The organism is Paenibacillus sp. EB106-05-06-XG162 (genome assembly GCF_058791655.1).
Genome location: NZ_JBYTDT010000001.1, coordinates 725,602 through 744,629 on the forward strand (window position 1 = coordinate 725,602; position 19,028 = coordinate 744,629).

The 19,028-nt window shown below is 46.8% G+C and carries 17 protein-coding genes; all 17 read left to right on the forward strand.

The genetic code is table 11. The features are described from left to right. Position 1: 1 nt before the first annotated feature. A complete protein-coding gene (locus AC3WU2_RS03065) occupies positions 2–898 on the forward strand; it encodes a carbohydrate ABC transporter permease (protein ID WP_492451169.1) in 897 nt (298 codons plus the stop codon). After that, a complete protein-coding gene (locus AC3WU2_RS03070; RefSeq protein WP_492451172.1) occupies positions 895–1,878 on the forward strand; it encodes a carbohydrate ABC transporter permease in 984 nt (327 codons plus the stop codon). The genes AC3WU2_RS03065 and AC3WU2_RS03070 overlap by 4 nt, the downstream gene beginning before the upstream one ends. Before the next feature lie 33 nt (positions 1,879–1,911). Then, entirely contained in the window at positions 1,912–2,682 is a 771-nt protein-coding gene (locus tag AC3WU2_RS03075; RefSeq protein WP_492451175.1) for an IclR family transcriptional regulator, read from the forward strand. Positions 2,683–2,723: 41 nt separating this feature from the next. After that, positions 2,724–4,178: a M81 family metallopeptidase gene (locus AC3WU2_RS03080; protein WP_492451177.1), complete on the forward strand. Its 1,455-nt coding sequence runs from the start codon at positions 2,724–2,726 to the stop codon at positions 4,176–4,178. Positions 4,179–4,206: 28 nt separating this feature from the next. Continuing rightward, entirely contained in the window at positions 4,207–5,520 is a 1,314-nt protein-coding gene (locus AC3WU2_RS03085; protein ID WP_492451179.1) for an aspartate aminotransferase family protein, read from the forward strand. A gap of 13 nt (positions 5,521–5,533) precedes the next feature. Continuing rightward, positions 5,534–6,163 (forward strand): carbohydrate-binding family 9-like protein, encoded by a 630-nt coding sequence (locus AC3WU2_RS03090; protein ID WP_492451181.1) that lies wholly within the window; start codon positions 5,534–5,536, stop codon positions 6,161–6,163. A 102-nt stretch (positions 6,164–6,265) separates the two neighbouring features. Beyond that, positions 6,266–7,036, forward strand: coding sequence for an IclR family transcriptional regulator (locus AC3WU2_RS03095; protein WP_492451184.1), 771 nt, complete (start codon positions 6,266–6,268; stop codon positions 7,034–7,036). Positions 7,037–7,206: 170 nt separating this feature from the next. Next, on the forward strand, positions 7,207–9,474 hold the full coding sequence (locus AC3WU2_RS03100) for an NHL repeat-containing protein (protein ID WP_492451186.1): 2,268 nt from the start codon (positions 7,207–7,209) through the stop codon (positions 9,472–9,474). Between the two features lie 18 nt (positions 9,475–9,492). Next, entirely contained in the window at positions 9,493–11,790 is a 2,298-nt protein-coding gene (locus AC3WU2_RS03105) for an FAD-dependent oxidoreductase (RefSeq protein WP_492451188.1), read from the forward strand. A 22-nt stretch (positions 11,791–11,812) separates the two neighbouring features. After that, positions 11,813–12,565, forward strand: a complete 753-nt coding sequence (locus AC3WU2_RS03110) for an SDR family NAD(P)-dependent oxidoreductase (RefSeq protein ID WP_492451190.1) — start codon at positions 11,813–11,815, stop codon at positions 12,563–12,565. After that, positions 12,562–13,344 (forward strand): creatininase family protein, encoded by a 783-nt coding sequence (locus AC3WU2_RS03115; RefSeq protein ID WP_492451192.1) that lies wholly within the window; start codon positions 12,562–12,564, stop codon positions 13,342–13,344. Before AC3WU2_RS03110 ends, AC3WU2_RS03115 begins: the two co-directional genes overlap by 4 nt. Further along, complete coding sequence (locus tag AC3WU2_RS03120) at positions 13,341–14,489, forward strand: hypothetical protein (protein WP_492451194.1); 1,149 nt, start codon at positions 13,341–13,343, stop codon at positions 14,487–14,489. Before AC3WU2_RS03115 ends, AC3WU2_RS03120 begins: the two co-directional genes overlap by 4 nt. 136 nt (positions 14,490–14,625) lie before the next feature. Further along, positions 14,626–15,489 (forward strand): methyl-accepting chemotaxis protein, encoded by an 864-nt coding sequence (locus AC3WU2_RS03125; protein ID WP_492452167.1) that lies wholly within the window; start codon positions 14,626–14,628, stop codon positions 15,487–15,489. A 268-nt stretch (positions 15,490–15,757) separates the two neighbouring features. Then, entirely contained in the window at positions 15,758–16,030 is a 273-nt protein-coding gene (locus AC3WU2_RS03130) for a hypothetical protein (RefSeq protein ID WP_492451196.1), read from the forward strand. Next, a complete protein-coding gene (locus tag AC3WU2_RS03135; protein ID WP_492451198.1) occupies positions 15,996–16,250 on the forward strand; it encodes a chemotaxis protein CheW in 255 nt (84 codons plus the stop codon). The genes AC3WU2_RS03130 and AC3WU2_RS03135 overlap by 35 nt, the downstream gene beginning before the upstream one ends. Next, positions 16,147–16,419, forward strand: coding sequence for a chemotaxis protein CheW (locus AC3WU2_RS03140; RefSeq protein WP_492452169.1), 273 nt, complete (start codon positions 16,147–16,149; stop codon positions 16,417–16,419). Before AC3WU2_RS03135 ends, AC3WU2_RS03140 begins: the two co-directional genes overlap by 104 nt. 39 nt (positions 16,420–16,458) lie before the next feature. After that, the gene (locus AC3WU2_RS03145; RefSeq protein WP_492451200.1) at positions 16,459–19,011 is read left to right on the forward strand and encodes a chemotaxis protein CheW; all 2,553 of its coding nucleotides are present in this window, start codon (positions 16,459–16,461) and stop codon (positions 19,009–19,011) included. Positions 19,012–19,028: the final 17 nt, after the last annotated feature.

A 19,028-nucleotide genomic window follows, 5' to 3' on the forward strand; every position in this document is an offset into this window, starting at 1 on the left:
GATGAACTCAATCAAGGAGCGCCGGAGAAGCTATTTACAATTCCGCTGGAAAGAGTATGGCGTCGGATACTTGTTTATGCTCCCTTGGCTCATCGGATTTGTCTTATTCGTCGCTTTCCCGATCGGTTCGTCGTTGTATAACAGCTTCAACAAAATATTGATTACGAGCGATGGCTTTCAATACAAGTGGGTCGGCTTGGAAAATTATAGACAAATGCTGGTCGTAAATAACGCATATCCGATCATATTGATCAGTTATTTTCAAGAAATGATCGCGATCATCCCGCTCATCCTCATATTTTCATTTTTCGTCGCGTTAATGCTGAATCAGAAGTTTCCCGGCCGCGGGCTTATGCGCGCTGTATTCTTTCTTCCGGTGATATTTGCAACTGGACAGGTGCTGATGGAGCTGTTCGTGCAAGGCGCCGGAGAGCTGCCATTTATGAAGGAATACAATATTAATGCGTTTGTGGAACAATTCTTCTATGGCGGACTTGCGACAACGATCATTAATGTACTTAGCAAAGCGGTTATCATTCTATGGTATTCCGGCGTACAAATCCTGATCTTTATTGCTGGTTTTCAGACGATTCCAAAGTCATTATATGAAGCGATTCGTGTAGACGGGGCTTCGCCGTGGGAAAGCTTCTGGAAGATTACGTTTCCAGGCATGGTTCCTTTTATCGGGCTCAACGCCATCTTTACCATTGTTGACTTGTTTACATTTCCGTTCAACCCTGTCATGGAAATCGTCGGACGAAATATGTTTGAGCCGAGTACAGGCTACGGGTATGCGAGCGCAATGGCATGGCTGTATTTCGCCATCTTATTGCTGTTGCTGGGAATTGTGCTAGGTGTTACCTACAGGTCAACCAAAGGAAACGGGGGATTACGATGAAGCTAGCTGAGAGCTACCGGCAGATGCGATTGGAAGTATCACAATTCCTAACGAGCAGGCAGACACAAAAGGCGAAGAAGCTCGTCCTAGGTCAACATGTGAATGACGGCATACTTGCCAAATTCATCATTATCGCATTGCTGACCGTCATCGCCTTCTTGTATTTGAAGCCCCTTATTTATATGGTCTCGACCAGCATGAAGAGTGTTTCTGACCTGATAGATCCAACCGTAGGCGTTATCCCGCGTACGATACACACTAAAAATTATATAGACGGCTGGATCGGGCTTCGTTATCCTGAAGCATTCATGAATACGCTGGTCATCGCTTTCGTCGGATCAATCTTGCAGGTGTTTTCCTGCGCGATTACCGGCTATGCGTTGGCGAGATTAAAGTTCCCAGGCAAAAATCTATTTTTCTTTCTCATTCTGGTCACTTTCCTCGTTCCGCCGCAAATTACGCTAGTTCCGCTGTATATGGTATACAGCAAGCTAGGCCTGCTGAATTCGCCACTTGTATTTCTCATCCCTGCACTTTTTGGTCAGGGAATGCGCGGCGCTTTATTTATTATCATCTTCCGCCAATTCTTCTTATCCCAGCCAAAGGCGTTGGAAGAGGCGGCCAAGATGGATGGCGCTTCAGTGTTTCGATTGTTCTTTCGAATAATGCTGCCGCTTGCGAGCTCGGCGTGTCTCGTTGTATTCCTGTTTTCATTCATATGGTATTGGAACATGTATTACGAGCCGTCGATGTTCCTAAGCAAAGACTTTATTCCGCTATCATTGCGATTAAGCTCATTTGAAACTGAGTTAATGGGGAACTGGGCCATTAACTACAGCACGGCTGTTGGAAAAGACCCGATATCAGAAGGGCCCAAGATGGCGGCGGCATTCTTAATCATCGTACCGCCATTGGTCGTGTATCTGATTGCACAACGATGGTTCACAGAAGGAATTGAACGTACAGGAATGGTTGATTAGTTGGTAAATACAGAATGAAGGGCAGGAATGGTTATGGTTGCACAATCTCCAAAGGTAAAATCAGCAGACCGTGTATTAGATATCCTCGAATTATTTACAGGACAGAAGGATTCATACAATCTGACCGAGATATCGAAAGAATTGAATATGCCTCCCAGCAGCACCTACTTGATCCTGCAAAATATGCTGAACCGCGGATATCTAGAGACCGATCGACACGGAAAGCAGTTTCGCATTGGCTACAAGCTGTTCACGATTCGCTCAGGCTATATGCGGAGTACGAGTCTAACAGGAGAGTTCAGCCAAATTGCGCAAAAGATCGTGGATGATCTTAACGAAACGGTCAGCTTAGCGATTAAAGCAGGCGATCAGCTTCTATACATCGGAGAAAAAGCAAGCACGCAAGCGCTGCGTTTTAATCCGAATGTCGGTACGACGTTGCCGCTGCATGCGACAGCATCAGGTAAAATTATGCTGTCAGATCTGACAATGGAAGAGCTCCGCATATTGTATCCGTCCGATCAATTGGAACAGACGACGGAGAAGACGATATCCAGCTTCGAAGACTTGATTACTGAGCTCGAAAAGGTGAAACGAGCAGGATTCGGCTATAACATGGGTGAGACGGTGGATGGCGTCCATTGTGTAGCTGGCGCCGTCTTGGATGCTGAAGATCGCATTGCGGCTTCAATCAGCATATCGATTCCAGCTCTGCGCATTACAGAAGAGGTATGGGAGAGAGTCCACAGCTGGATTACACGCTCTTGCGAGGAGTTAAGCTATAAAGTTTACCGCCAGCAATGATTTCTTGCTTCGATGTCATTTCGTTGATAGGAGGATCTGTTATGAACATTGCGGTGGTTGGACTGGTCCATGAAACCAATACGTTTGCTCCCGGCAGGACGGACTTGCATGCATTTCAATCCGAATGGGTACAGGGTAATGATGCATTCCTGTCACGTTATACAGGTACACGAACATCCATGGGGGGCGTGATCGACGTAGCCTCAGCATATGGATTGGAATTGACAGCCGGATTCTATACATCGGCGACGCCAAGCGGAATGATAACATCAGATACGGCTGAAGTATTAATGCAGCGAGTGGTAGATTCAGTAGATGAAACTGCTGACGGCCTCCTCGTGATCCTTCACGGTGCCATGGTCGCAGAAGGAATCTCGGACTTGGAAGGAGAACTTCTCCGCCTTATTCGAACGAAGGTAGGCAAGACGCATCCCATTGCGTGTACGCTGGACCTCCACGCTAATATTAGTGTGGATATGGTTGAACTGTCAGATGTCCTCGTAGGTTATGATACGTACCCGCATGTCGATGTGTATGAACGCGCTGCAGAAGCTGTCCAACTTCTTGTTCGTATGATCCGAGGGGAGATTACACCTATACGTGCGTGTTCTCGTCCGAATATGCTTGTCGTTCCACAGATGATGATGACGGAAGAACCGGGTCCCATGCAAGAAATCATGGAGCGGGCATTCGCGATCGAACGAGCGCATTCCGTGCTTAATGTAACGATTGCCGGAGGCTTCCCGTATAGTGATGTGCCGGATGCAGGTGTCTCTGTCGTCGTGACAACAGATGGAGATCAGGAGCTAGCGGATCGTTATGCTGAGCAATTAAGCCGGATGTTCTGGGATCGAAGAGAGCGATTTAGGTTTGAAGCTCTTGATCCGCAAGCAGCTGCTGCAATGGCATTCTCTAAGCCGGCAGGACCAGTCATTCTTGTAGAAGGCTCAGACAATGTAGGTGGCGGTGCTCCCGCTGACGCTACGCATGTCCTTGCCCAGTTGATCAATCCACCGAAGAAGAGCCTGATTGTCATCCGCGATGAAGCTGCTGTTCGAGCTGCCCATCGTCTAGGTATAGGCGGACAATTTCACGAACGCATCGGCGGTAAGAGCGATGCGCTTCATGGGCTGCCTGTCGAGGTATCCGGCAGAGTTCGGCTCTTAGGTGATGGAGAGTATACCCATATCGGTGAGTATATGACGGGTCAGCGGGCATCGATGGGAAAGACTGCTGTCATTGAAGCAGATAAGCTGACCGTGGTATTAACAGAGCGCAGAACGCCGCCATGGGATCCGGGGCACTTAAGCTCCATCGGGATTCGCGCACAAGACTATCATGTGATCGTGGTGAAAGCGGCGATCGCCTGGAAGACCGCCTTTGGCTCCATATGCAAGTCAATCATTCCCGTAGATTCGCCAGGCTGCTGCGGTTCAGATTTATTTGCTCTGACATACAACCATCTAAGCCGGCCCGTATTTCCTTTCGATCTATAACGGTAATTCAAAAAGGAGTCATGCCACAATGTCAACTTTCAAAGCATCAATCGATAAATATGCTCAAGCACAATCTTATGTAGCCGGGGGAGTGGCCAGTTCGCTTCGGGCATCCATGAAGCCGGTTCCGATCTATGCGGAATCTGCACAAGGAGCTAGGCTCCGTGATATCGATGGCAATGAATACATCGACTATATGTTGGCTTACGGGCCGCTCATCTTAGGGCATGCGCATGAAAGCTTGACTACCGCCATTACTGCAGCTATGAGCAATGGCTTTACTTACGGATTGCAGCATGATGGAGAGATAGAGGTTGCTAAACAATTAATCGATATCCTTCCATGTGCAGACAAAGTAGCCTTCAGCGGCTCAGGAACAGAAGCAGTCATGCTGGCGCTTCGATTGGCGCGCGCATACACGGGTAAATGTAAAATCGTACGTTTCCACGGCCACTATCATGGTTGGTCTGACTCTATTTATACTTCATTCCCCGGCGCAGGCATTGTACAAACCGGAGATAAGCTCGGGTCAGGATCTGTTCTCCCAGGAACGATGGGGCAGAGTTACAATAGCTTGGAAGATATGATCTTGCTACCATGGAACGACCCAGATGCGCTGGAAACAACGCTGCGGTCGCATGCCGGTGAGATTGCCGCAGTGATCTCTGAGCCGATCATGTGCAATTCGGGCTGTTTGATGCCGAAGCCAGGCTACCTGGAGTATATGCGCCAATTAACTGAAGAGCTGGGCATCGTACTTATCCTTGATGAGGTCATTACAGGCTTCCGTCTCGGTTTAGGAGGAGCTCATGGGAAGTTCGGCATCAAGCCAGATCTAATTACGATCGGCAAAGCTTTGGGCGGAGGCATTGCGATCAGTGCTGTTGCGGGAAAAGCACAGGTTATGAAGCTGATCGATGACGGAAAAGTAACTCATCTCGGAACATTGAACGGGAACTGCATCGCGACTTCAGCAGCCCTTGCGACCATTCAGGAACTGGCTAAGGATCATGGCGTGGCCTTTGAGATAATGGAAGAGCTATTCGTTACATTGGCGGATGGTTTACGCAGCAGCCTAGCGAAGCACGGTATGAAAGGGATCGTCAACCAAGTAGGACCTGTACTACATATGATGTTCATAGATGCAGATACAGTCAATGATTTTGATACGTTTAACACGAGAGATGCAGGGATGTATGCCCGATTTGCAGAACTTATGCTTGGCGAAGGTGTGCTGCTGCGAATGAACGGATTATGGTACATCTCAACTGCGCACACACAAGCCGATATCAACCATACTCTTCAAGTTGTTGACCGTGTTCTGAGTCAATTGAATGAATAAGCGGAGGTAACGAATGCAAGAGGAGATTTATCATTATTCGTGCAAAAAAGTAGAGCTTCGTCTTGATCAACAGCGTATGATCTCTTGGGATGAGATAGAGGAAGTGGTGCTTGTCGAGACGGCGTCCGGCGGGTCTGCCCGGATGTCAACAACAGCGAAGGCATGCTGGACGGAGGCGTATGTTTGTTTTTTATTCCGCTGTCAGGATGATCATATCGTTGCAAATTATACGAATCGCGACGATCCGATATATAATGAAGATGTCGTTGAGATCTTTATTGATGAGGCAGGCGATGGAAGACGATATATCGAGCTTGAGCTTAGCCCAAAGCTGGTTGTATTTGACGCGGTCATTGAGAATGATCTAGCTGGACATATCAAGCTGGACATTGCCTGGAATCTTGATGACTTGATTACAAGCGTGTATCGGTTGGAGGATTCGAAGTATCCTTATGAATATGAAATCATGATCCCGCATCATGCATTCTCGAACTCTATCGCAACTGGGAAGCAGTGGAGAGTAAATCTATATCGTATCGATGAGCAGAAGGATGGAGCTAAAGAGTACTTGGCGTGGTCACCTACGAAAGCAATCGATTTTCACAAACCGGAATACTTTGGATATATGAATTTCATAGAATGAGCGACCGTGTATATACCCATTTCCATATAGCGGAAGTATGTATTTACTGATAAACTATGGATGACATATGAAGTAACTAATGTGAAAGAGGAAGGATTCCATATGGAACAATCATCACCAAGAGTTAAATCTGCTGACCGTGTGCTGGATATTTTTGAATTATTTACGGAAGAGAAGGATTCCTTTACGCTTACTGAAATTGCAAAGTCGTTAAATATGCCCTCCAGCAGTACCTATCAAATATTGCAAAATATGCTGAGTCGAGGTTATCTGGAGACAGACAGTTCAGGAAAGAACTTTCAACTGGGCAATAAAATTTTTGAGATTCGAGTGAAGCATCGCCTCAATACGGATTTAACGAAGGAATTCTACAGATCAGCAACCAAGATAGCTGAAATATTGAATGAGACTGTGTTCCTGAGTATTCGCAGTGGAGACAATAATGTGTACATTGCGGAGAAACAAATTGCGCAGCCAATGCGCTTCAATAACAACTTAGGTTCCGTGCTGCCCCTACATGCATCTGCTTCTGGGAAGATATTATTATCGCGTATGTCAGACGAAGAAATTGACTCATTATACCTTAATGAGCAATTGTTGACCTACACAAGCAAGACGGTTTCGAGTGTCACAGCGTTGAAGGCTGAGCTTATTAAAGTACGTGAGGAGAATATCGCCTACAATTATGGGGAGTCGATTGAGGGCGTTCATTGCATTGCCGGACCCATTATCGATATGGAAGGTCATGTGGTTGCTTCGGTCAGTGTGTCGATTCCGGAAATTCGCATTACCGATTTGTTATGGGAGAATGCCCATCTTTGTATTTCAAAGGCCTGTAATGAAATAAGTAATCGGATGTATTTGCAAAACTAAGTTATCATCTAAAAACGATCGTGATCAGTCCTGGCTGAGAGCGGTCGTTTTTTGTGAGAGATTTATTTTCACAGATAAGAAAAAGTTAAGCATATATGAAAAAATCAATTGACTATATATAACAGTAAAGATAGAATTTTCTTAAAGATAGCTATATTGGAGGGGAATAGATGACTTCTAATCTGCTTGCTGCGATTACAGAGCATGTTACGCGTTTTGTACAGCTGCCTAATGAAAAAGGACATAACGCGGTATGGGACTTTGTACGTTCTCCCGATGATCGTTTCTATGTTAGTGTGTGCGGAGAGAATGAAAAGCCGTTAACGGCCTTGCTGTACGAGTATTACCCAATAACCGGCGAGCTTAGACTGATTGTCGATGTTGAGAAGGCTTGGATCGTAGATGCAGAGCAGATGCCCCCGAGTAAGATCCATACAAGCATTGATTTTCTTCCTGATGGGAGATTAATCATGGCGACACATAATACAGCCCCCGCGCCAGGGCATAAGCAGTGGATGTTCGAGCAATATTACGAGCATCCATGGGAAGGTTATCCCGGTTCTATTCTCATGATCGTAAATCCCGATACGAATGAAGTGGAGATCAAAGGGATTCCTGTTCCTAGAGAGAGCATTTATGGCGGCATGCTGGGCAATGATCCACGATTCTATTATTTTATGGGCTATATGAGAGGTCATCTGTACCGATTGGATCTGCATACGAATGAAGTGAAGGATTACGGTAAAGTATCCGAATTCTCCTCCTGTCGCTTGCTGAAGGATGATAAAGGACGCTTTTATGGAAGCTCTTACACAGGGGGGATATGGAGGTTCGACCCTGAAACGGAGACGGTGACCGATCTGAAAGTCAACTTTCATTCTCCGCATGGCCATAGACATCGAAGACAATTTATATTTGGCCTTCATTCACCCCGCGGCAGTATGTTTATGGTTGATAATATGGATGGAGAAATGATAGAGATTCACACAGAAACGCTAGAGGTAACACGACATGGCCATATCCACTTGCCGGAGCAGATCCCGGTGGAACCGTATGGTATCGGAGGATTGGCTGCAGATGATCAGTTTGTCCTTTATTACGGATTAAAGACGAATGACGGCTATAGCCCGATTCGCTTGGTCAGATGGGACATTCTGAATGGTGGAAAGCCAGAGAATCTAGGATTAATTACGCCAAACGGCAAGGATTCACAGTACATTTGCGAAATGATCTTTGATCGAGAAGGCTGGCTTCATATGGTGGATGTATGTGGTGAATTTTCACCTTATATTCTCGCTGTTGATATGAATAAGCTGCTGCCGCCTGGACCAGATGCGCCATCCGCCCCGCTTAGACCCTATTATGAACCAAGCTACAATGGTGTCGGTGTACCCGCTTATATGCATATTGTCGCAAAGAAGACTCGAACGCTGCCGTTGCATCAGCATATGGATTGGCGGGATACAGCAGTCAGCCATGTGCATGCTTGGAGCGGCAAGGTGTACTGTGTTAGCGGGCAAGACCAGGTACTTCTGTCTGAATCCGACTATGCTGACGGTAACCCTCCGCACATAACTACTGTTTATAGCAGCGGAGCGCCGATATCCTGTATCGACGTGAATCATTGGTCGATCGCTGTCCTGACAAGCGATCGTCATATCTTGATCGTCGATCTTCTATCAGGAAGCTGTACGAATTACATTCAGCTGCCAGCGGAAATCGAGCTTGTTAAGCTGCTGATTCTCCTCGAGTCAGGGGAAATCCTAGCTAGCAGTCAGGATAAAGCACTTCATCTTATTGAATTCATGGATACCAGCGGCGACTGTCATCTTCGAACGTTGAAAAATATTGCGCTGCAAACGGAAGATTCATACGTTATCCCACTGAATGAACACAGCCTGCTGCTATCTGGATGCAATGATGACATTTTGCTCTATGATCTGGATACGATGTGCACTGAGCAGCTAGAGGTGAAGTCTTCATCGATAAGGGGAAGATCGTTAAAGGCGATGATTACAGGCGGAGCAGTATTAGCGGATGGAACGGTTGTGGCAGGTACATACGACGGTATGCTGTTCACGTTGTCACCGGATTTAAGAAGGCGGTGCTCCTACGGCAGACTCTACTCCAGCGGACAGCTCCGAAACTTCATCAAGTTGAATGATCATGAAGTTGTTGGCGTGTATGGGGGTATTCGAGATGCAGGACATATCTTTCATTATGAGCGTGATAGCGGCTTTGTTGATCTAGGAAGACCTCGCGTCGTGAAAGATAACAATGAGCTGTCTACAATTAATGCGGAGTGGGCGAACATTCATTTTATATCCTGCATCGCATATTCTCCTGACGATGATTCTCTGCACATTGCTTCAGGCGAAGCATATGGAAGCGTAGTGCGATTTACTGGAGTTCGGGTTCAGGGAGCAAGTCCTAATTGAACTTAGGAGTTGAGTAGGGTGAACACACATGAGATGATTCGATCCGCTTATCGCAGGGTTGAGGAGACCTATGATATCGTCGTTTGCGGCGGCGGTCTTGCTGGATTATGCGCGGCTGTTGCTGCCGCACGACAGGGCGCAAAGGTATGCCTTGTTCAGGATCGTCCTGTATTTGGTGGTAACAGTTCTTCAGAAATTCGTGTGCCGCCGCAAGGGGCTGCAAGCTCGCATGCCTATGCGAAGGAAACAGGCATTATCTCCGAACTGCTCATTGAGGAGCGAGCGCGTAACCATGAGGACCCGACAGGCGATAATGGCTGGATCAACAGTGTCTGGGATTTGGTACAGTACGAGATGGTTATGGCAACGTCGAATTTGAGCTTTCGGCTGAACACCGCGGTAAAAGGTGTGTTAATGAAAGATGAAGTAACAATAGAGGCGGTTGTCGCACAGGTCAATCATGCGGAGACTGAACTCGTCTTACGAGCCAATACGTTCATCGACTGTACGGGCGACGGCATTGTTGCGGCATTTGCCAGCTGTGAGTGGCGTATGGGCACGGAAGGTCGAGATGAATACAATGAGCCGCACGCTCCTTTACAGGCAAGCAGCGCGGTTATGGGCAATTCCATTCATTTCAAAGCAAAGGATATGGGACGTCCTGTTCCATTCACAGCGCCTGATTGGGCGGTAAAGTATGAGGATCCCGATTTCTTCTACAAGCATGGGCGTTGGCCGGGGGATACGAAGAGCGGCTATTGGTGGATCGAATTATCGGTCCCTTGGCACACGATTTATGACAATGAAAAGCTTCGGCATGAACTGACAAGACATGTAATGGGAATATGGGATTGGATCAAGAATGGTGACAGTGAGTTCAGAGATATATCGGCGAACTATGCGCTTGATTGGATCGGGCAAGTACCAGGGAAGCGCGAGAGTCGACGCATTGTCGGCGAATACTGGATGACGGAGCATGATCCGCTGCAGAAAACGGTGTTTCCTGATGAGATTGCCTATGGCGGCTGGTTCATCGATCTGCATGAACCAGGCGGATTGCTGGCTCTAGTTAGCGAGAGAACAACTTCCGAAGGTCACGACAGCAGCTACGGAGCTACGACCTATGTTGGCCCATACGGTATTCCGCTTCGCATATTGATTGCGAAGGGAATGAACAATGTCATGATGGCCGGACGGAATGTCAGCGTGACGCACGCTGCTCTAGGTACGGTGCGGGTTCAAGGCACAACAGCTCTCATGGGGCAGGCTGCGGGAACGGCTGCCGCAATCGCGATTCAGACTGGCATGTCTGTAAGAAAGGTGCCAGAGCTTGCTGCACGCGAAGTTCAACAGGCCTTGCTGCGTGACGGGTGCTTTCTATTAAATACGTATAACGAGGATCCAGACGATCTCGCGAGATTGGCTTCCGTATATGCGAGCAGCGAGGCTAAGCTGTCGGGCGCAGAGCCTTCACTTCAAGTTGAGTCGAGAATCAATGAAGCGTTAGCCAGTCGGCGAGGACAATGGATCGCTGTCGGCGCTGAATGCATTGACATGCTATCGTTATGCTTGAGCAACTTATCTGACACGGTGCAGACGGTCGATGCTCGCTTATATGCGGTCGAGCATATATGGGATTATCGCACTGAGCCGGGGGAAGCGCTTGCGATTGCGACACTGGCAGTCGATCCCGGCAATAAGCAATGGATCGATTGGAAGACGGACCTAGATGTATCACGGCTGAAAGGTCAATACATTCGATTGGATCTGCTGGCTAATCCACTCGTTTGCTGGCACGCTGCCGACAAGGTCGTTCCTGGTCATGTCAGCGCTTATGATCTTCTGAACGGATTTATGCGCAAGTACGGCAACGGACTGACCATGAGCTTCCGCATCTTCCCGGAACAAGCCTGCTATAGCGCCAATCAGGTGTTAAGCGGTGTTACTCGGCCTTATCGCAGCACCAATCAATGGCGCTCGGATCCGGCGAAGTCTCTGCCGCAGTGGGTCGAGCTTTCCTGGTCCGAACCCGTTCAAGCGAGAAGCATTGAGTTGACTTTCCCAGGATATATTCTTCGCGATTATCGCTCCTATCCAGCCTTCTACCGCGATCCGAAGTGTCCACGAGATGTGAGTGCGGAAGCATTTATTCAAGGTCAATGGTTAGAGATCGGCAGTCTGGCTGGCAATTATCAGCGCAAAGCCACGATTCGACTGGAACAGCCTGTTCAGACGGATCGCGTACGAATAACGGTGCTCGCAACGAATGGCGATGCATCTGCATCATTATATGAGATCCGTGTCTATAATACATAACCTATGAGAAAAGGTGAGATCGATGAATGTGCTGGATAACAAGGTCATATTGATCACAGGAGGCTTAGGAACTTTAGGACGATCTGCGATTAAGATGTTTTTGGATAGAGGCGCTATCGTGTACGCGTGCGATCGCATCCCGATGGATGCTTATCCTGCCATACAGCAGCTACTGTATCAATATGGAGAGCAGAAATTCCGCTTCATGCAAGCGGATGTATGCGAAGAAAGCGACATGATCTCTATTATAGATGAGATTGAAAGCGCCTACGGGAGATTGGACGGCACGTATCATACGGTTCATACGAATGTATGGAAGCCCGTATTGGAGCTTACGTTGGCGGAATGGGAAGCTACAATTCGCGGAACGCTGACAAGCACATTTGTCGTGAACAAATATACGCTGCCATTAATGATCAAGTCAGGCGGCGGCTCGATCGTCAACACTTCATCCATCCTCGGACAAATACCTTCAAAAGGCTGCCTAGCGTATGGCGCTGGCAAAGCAGGCATTAACCAATTTACCAAAGTACTCGCGCTTGACTATGCCCAATATGGAATCCGGGCTAACGTACTCGTTCCCGGTGATTTCGGATCGATAGAGAGCTTGGCGGTTCAGTCGGAGCAAGCTAAGGCAGTGATGAAGGACAATGCGATGCTCGGACGCAGTGCAAACTCAGATGAAATCAATGAAATGGCCTGCTTCTTGTTGTCAGATGCTTCTTCCTATACGACAGGAGCATTATTTACGGTAGATGGAGGATTCCATCTATGAAGAACTATTTGATGCATTTATGCACCCGCGAAGAAATTGCAGAGCGCGCGGGTCAAGGCTGCGCAGCAGTTGTTCCGCTAGCGGCAACAGAGCAGCATGGACCGCATCTCCCCGTGTACACGGACAGCCTAATCTGTGAACATATCATTCATCGCGCAGGTGAACAGGCTGCTCTTGAAGTGCCTATCCTAATCACGCCGGTTCTGCCAATTGGCTGCTCACAGCATCACTTGTCATTTGGCGGTACCATCTCGTTCTCATCCACTACCTATCTACGAGTATTGAAGGATATCGGTGAGAGCTTAGTGCTGGACGGCTTCAGCAAGATCATCTTCGTGAACGCGCATGGCGGCAATGATCCGATCATGACGCAGACGGTCAATGATCTTGCGGTAGCGCATCCCATCTGGACGGCATCCGCTTCCTATTGGAGCGTTGCAGGCGAAGCGCTGCGCGCAATCAATGCGCATGAAGTTGGGATGGTACCTGGGCATGCGGGCGGATTCGAAACGGCAGCGATTCTAGCCATTCGACCGGAGTTGGTTAGAGCGGATCGAATCGGAGATGAGCATATAAGTCGTGAATGGATCAACTCAGGACCTCCAGGCGCCTTTATCGGTAGGCATGGTGAGCTGACAGGCTATGACGGCTACACGGATTCCGCACATACTGCTACAGCGGAAAGAGGCAGACTCTATCTGGACACGATTATTGCCAGCTTATCGAATTGGCTGATTCATACAGTTCAAGCAATGAATAAAGGGGAGCAGGGCAGATGACCAAGATTAGCTCAGAGAGTAATCCGAATCACAAGCGAATTGCTGCTATCGTAACGGAATACCGCTATAATTCGCATGCCGACGTCATTTTAGGCCGATTGCTGGGCGACTTTGCTTATCAACCGCAGATTGAGGTCGTATCGATCTACACCGATCAAGTACCTGTGAACGATATGAGCAGAGAAGCGGCCGCCAGATTGGGCATTCCAATCTATCCGACGATTCGGGAAGCGATTCGTAATCAGAAGGGAACAGGCCCGATCGATGGAGTCGTCATTATCGGTGAACATGGAGCCTATCCATACAATGAGAAGGGGCAGATGATGTATCCGAGACGGCGCATGCTCGAAGAAACGCTCGCCGCGTTAGAGGAGCTTCAATTGGTCGTGCCCATATTTTCAGATAAGCATCTATCCTATGAGTATCAGGATGCTGTTTGGATGTACACACAATTGAAAAGTCGGGGGATACCGTTTATGGGGGGCTCATCCATACCATTTTCGGAAACGGTTCCTCCGCTAAATCCTCACAAGCTCCTATCCGCAGCCGAAATATTGGTCGTCAGTCATTCACCTTTAGTTGAAGCCTATGGATTTCATGCTCTAGAAGTTCTGCAATCGCTTGCTGAGCAAAGAGAATGCGGAGAATGCGGCGTACATTCCGTACAATTCATGCAGGGACCTGAAGTGTGGGATTGCATGGATCGCAAGGAATGGCCGGAGGATTTATTGCTGCAGGCGCTTGACACTTACCCGGATCTTCCTAACGTTCACCCGCGCGAACTTGATTCCAATCCTATGCTCATGGTTGTCCAATATGCAGATGGCTTAAAGGGCTATGTGGTTCAGTTTAATAAGCTTGTTGAACAATGGGCAGCGTGCTTCCGCACGAAGCAAGGTGAAACGGCTGCTGTTCTCTTCAATAGCGGGTTAGATCGTCCCTTTGTTCATTTCGAACATTTGACCAAGAACATTGAGCACTTGATCATGTCAGGTGTGCCGCCGTTTCCGATGGAACGTACACTGATGACGACTGCACTGACCTGCGCGGTGGTTGATGCTGCCTATTACGGACCGAGTTATCAGTCGGAGAAGATTGATATTGTATATAAACCGATGGTCAAATGTATACGGAATACGCCTTAACTCATTTGATAAATCATTGAAAAGATATGATATGTAAATTAACTTTACATTATTATCATGTATTACTATAATAATCAAAATGCTAAATGATCATTTTTTAAGCATCGAATCTAGTGAGGATAGGACTGAGGTAATGATGGAGAACGTTGTAACGGACAGAAAAAATGACACCGAATTAATAGAAGCATTCGCGAAAGTAGCGCCATACTTGAACAAAATAATGCATGACGATATTTCCGTTAGTGTATACAACACAGAGAAACTGATGATCTCTGTTCCAGCGAAGACGTTCTCACTGAATCTCAAGCCTGAAGAGCCGCTGCTGGAAGGAGATATTCTAACAGAAGCCATTCGCAATGATAAAGAAATATCCGGCATCGTTCTGAAGGAATTGTTCGGTGTTCCATTTGCTTCGCGAGTTATCCCTATACATAATCAGCACGGTGAAGTCATCGGTGGCGTCGGTGTTGGCTCTAGCTTAGAGAAGGCGAATGCGCTCTTTCATGTTGCTGAAGATTTGTCAGCTACCGTGGAAGAAACCGCTGCTTCTTTCTCCTCAATCACGAACTCTGTTATGGAGTTGGCTAACCGGCTAGTGGATGTTTCTAACCATATGAAAGATGTAAGCTCTGGTGCACAACAGATCGGGAACATATCGATTGTTGTTAAGGAAGTCTCAGACCAGAGCCATCTATTGGGTTTGAACGCAGCGATAGAAGCTGCCCGCGCAGGTGATACGGGACGTGGTTTCGGGGTTGTCGCGGACGAAATCCGCAAATTAGCGACCTATTCGAAGCAGAATGCGTTCCAGATTGATGACATTACGAAGAATATGCAGATAGCGATTCGCAATTTAGAGCAAGCGTTTCAAGGAATTAACGATTATATCAACCATCAAGTCACTTCTATTCAAGAATTGTCTGCAACAGTACAGCAGATCAATCAGAATGCCCAGCAGCTGTCGGTGATGGCTGAGAAGAATCTTACAATTGAAAAGTAATCTATATCATCATCGTTATATACAGCAGCTTATTTGCTCTTTATTCCTAGGGAGTTGATAGCTGATAGGTCCTAACGCATAAATCGTATGTCCCATGAGGCATCTTCCAATTTTTTATCTGGAAGGTGCTTTTTTACATATATGCCCTAATTCGTTTAAGTGAGTTAGCATTCTATGAAAATATTAAACAGTAATCTAATACTTAACTTATAATCGTCTAATTCGAATCTAGTATGATGAAGGAAATTATTGGGATGGAGTGAGTAGTATGAAAGCGATGGTGTTACAGTTCTGCCAAAAGAGCATACCCGTATTTCCATATCATGCGAATGCAGATATTCAAGCTTTGAGACGGAAAGTGAACGAGTTGAAATATGATTTTATGTTCCGTAAACGTTGGCGCCGAATTATGTCCATAGACCTAGGTAGTGAGGTTGCCATTTTCCAATATAATGACGGAACGAAGTTATATTTGGAAGTTGCAAAAGGTGTCCGAGGTGATGTGAATGGCAATTCAGCAGACATCCAATCAATACGTTGAGATTGGGCTTGGGAATGATCGGTTTGCGCTTCCGATTCAGGAGATCCACGAGATTATTAAAATGCAACCCATCATCGAAATACCGAACACCCCAACTTCACTGCTCGGCGTCATTAATCTTCGGGGGAAATGTTATACCGATTGTCAATATCCACAGTTACTTAGGTATGCCAAAAGTACCAGATACGAAAATGAATCGGATCATCATCGTGAACTATGAACAATCTATGGTCGGCATTGTGGTTGATCAAGTCATACAGGTCACTTCTTACTCCCAAATCGAGCCACTTCCCTATGGAGAACAACACCATGATGGACGGCATGCAAATCATGTGGCCAATGTGCAAGGTGAATTAATTAATATTATTAGCATGGATCAAATATTGTAAATAAAATGTAAGGAAATTATGTTGTCGAGGAGTTAAGTGATGTCAATACCTTCTCATTTAAGTGAATATATGAGTGTTTTTATGGATGAATTGGATGAACAAATTCAAATCATGGAAGAACAGTTGCTGAAATTGGAAGCGCAGGGCGTTGAGGTCACAGTTATTCAGACTTTATTTCGAGCTGCGCATACCTTAAAGGGATCTTCGGCAGCGATGGGATTTGATGCTCTGAAAAATTTGACGCATGGGATGGAAAATGTTTTCGATCTCATTCGTAATCGTCAATTGGTCGTGGATTCTGCGCTGACAGGCGTCTTATTTCATGCGACAGACTATTTGAAATTATTACGGCACTCGCTGCTCGAAAGGCAGCAAGATACGGTCGATATTGATCCTCTACTCGTCTTGCTAGAGCAAATTACCCAGCAGAATTCGACCGAGAGTAAGCTAGCTTACGATCCAGCGGTTATGGCAGGAGATCAAGGATCATCTGGGCTTGTAGTTGAGCTGAATCGATTTCAGCGAAATGTGGCAATTCAAGCGTTGCATAATCAACATGAAGTTTATTCCATCTACTGCCGAGTTCGCTCGGATGCGGTAATGAAATCGGTCAGAGCACTGCTCGTGTATCAAGCGCTGCAAGAGAGTAGTGAAGTGATTGCTGCCTTCCCGCCCGTTACGGACATCGAAGACGAGAGTAAATTCCTCGGCGAATTTATTCTCGTCGTTGTAACGAAAGAGTCTCATCAGTTGCTCGAGGAGCGGTTAAGCGAAATCTCTCAGATTGAAGTTATACATATAGAATCGATTCACCCCAACAACTTGGATCAATACTTGAATGAAGAAGATATATCTCGCAATCTCTCATCGGACGAACAGATAGGGAAGTCAGATGCATTAGGAACTGGTGATCAACCACAAGTACGTCGAAGCCAGACCGTTCGCGTCGATGTAGATCGATTAGAGCAGCTTCTCAATCTTGTTGGGGAATTGATTATTGATAATACAAGGTTACATGAGGTCACTTCCCGGATGATGCAGAAGCAGCATCGGGAGGATACCGATTTAGCAACGTTAAGCGGTATTGCCAATCATTTTGGTCTGATCATTGGCGACCTGCAAGAAGGCATGATGAAGACACGAATGCTTCCGATTGAACATTTATTCAATCGGTTTCCGCGTATGGTACGTGATATGGCACAAGCCACGAGCAAAGAAATTGAATTTGTTATGGAAGGCAAAGAGACAGAGCTCGATCGGAAGCTAATTGAAGAGATTAGTGACCCACTCATACATATTTTGCGTAATGCGGCCGATCATGGCATTGAGTCCCCAGAAGAACGCTTACGCTGCGGTAAACCGCGAGTAGGAAAGCTAATATTGAAAGCAGCGCATCAGGATAATCAGATCATGATTTCCGTTGCCGATGACGGTAAAGGGATTGACCCGATCAAAGTCAAAAAGTCCGCGATACGAAAAGGGATCATTACGGAGCATGAGGCGGAACGGATGACGGAGAATGAACTGCAGCATTTGATATTCAGATCAGGTTTATCAACGGCAGAGCAAGTAACTGATTTATCTGGGCGCGGCGTAGGGATGGATATTGTACGCGCACACATTGAGAAGCTCAACGGTCTGATCGATATCCATTCGACTGTCGGAACGGGGACAAGCATTACGATCCGTCTTCCTCTTACCTTAGCCATTATCCGGGCGCTTATGGTGGAGTTGGATGGACGCATGTATGCAATCCCCTTGATGAACGTTGTGGAGATCATTGCGCTTCAACCGAATGAGATTAAGATCGCACATGGTCGGGAGGTTTGCTACATTCGAGGGAATGTCTATCCTTTCATTCGACTGGATCAGAAGCTTCAAGTTGCTAGCAGAACTCAAGTCAGAACGCAAGCGCGACGTACGACCGTCATCATCGTCTCCTTCGGAGATAAGCAAGTATGCATAGCGGTAGACCGGACACTCGGAAACCGTGAAATTGTTATGAAATCATTAGGAACATATGTGGGCGAGGTCCCTTATATTTCGGGTTCGACGATTACCGGGGACGGAGGTATTGCACTTGTACTGGATGTTCATGCGCTAGTGAACGAGGAAGGCAGCAAGATCATGATGACGACGAGCGCACAGACGTTAGGCATGAAAAATAGAGCAGCAGAGGTGACGATCTTCCGGCTTGCTGAACATCACTTTGGTATTTCGGTTCATGATGTTCGAGAAATTATTCAAGTGCCTGACATTGAAAACATTCTGCACCCGTCTCCTTTTGTTCAGGGGATGTTCTCACTGCGGGGGGAGTATTTGCCGCTGTATGATCTTCACCGGTTCTTAGGACTGCAGCGCCATGAATTTTCGAGTAAAGCACGCATTATTGTGATGGATTCGAGCCAAGGTACAGTAGGAATTCTGATCGATCAAGTGATGGAAGTGTCCACACTAGATGAAGAAACACGTGTGGAAGATATCCAGGGACCAAGAAATTCACCCTCAGGGATCGTAGGCGTATACAGCAATAAAGGGCAATTAGTTACGCGATTACATCTCGATGAAATGATTACAGAAACAATGAGCTAGTCTTAATTTGATCGAAG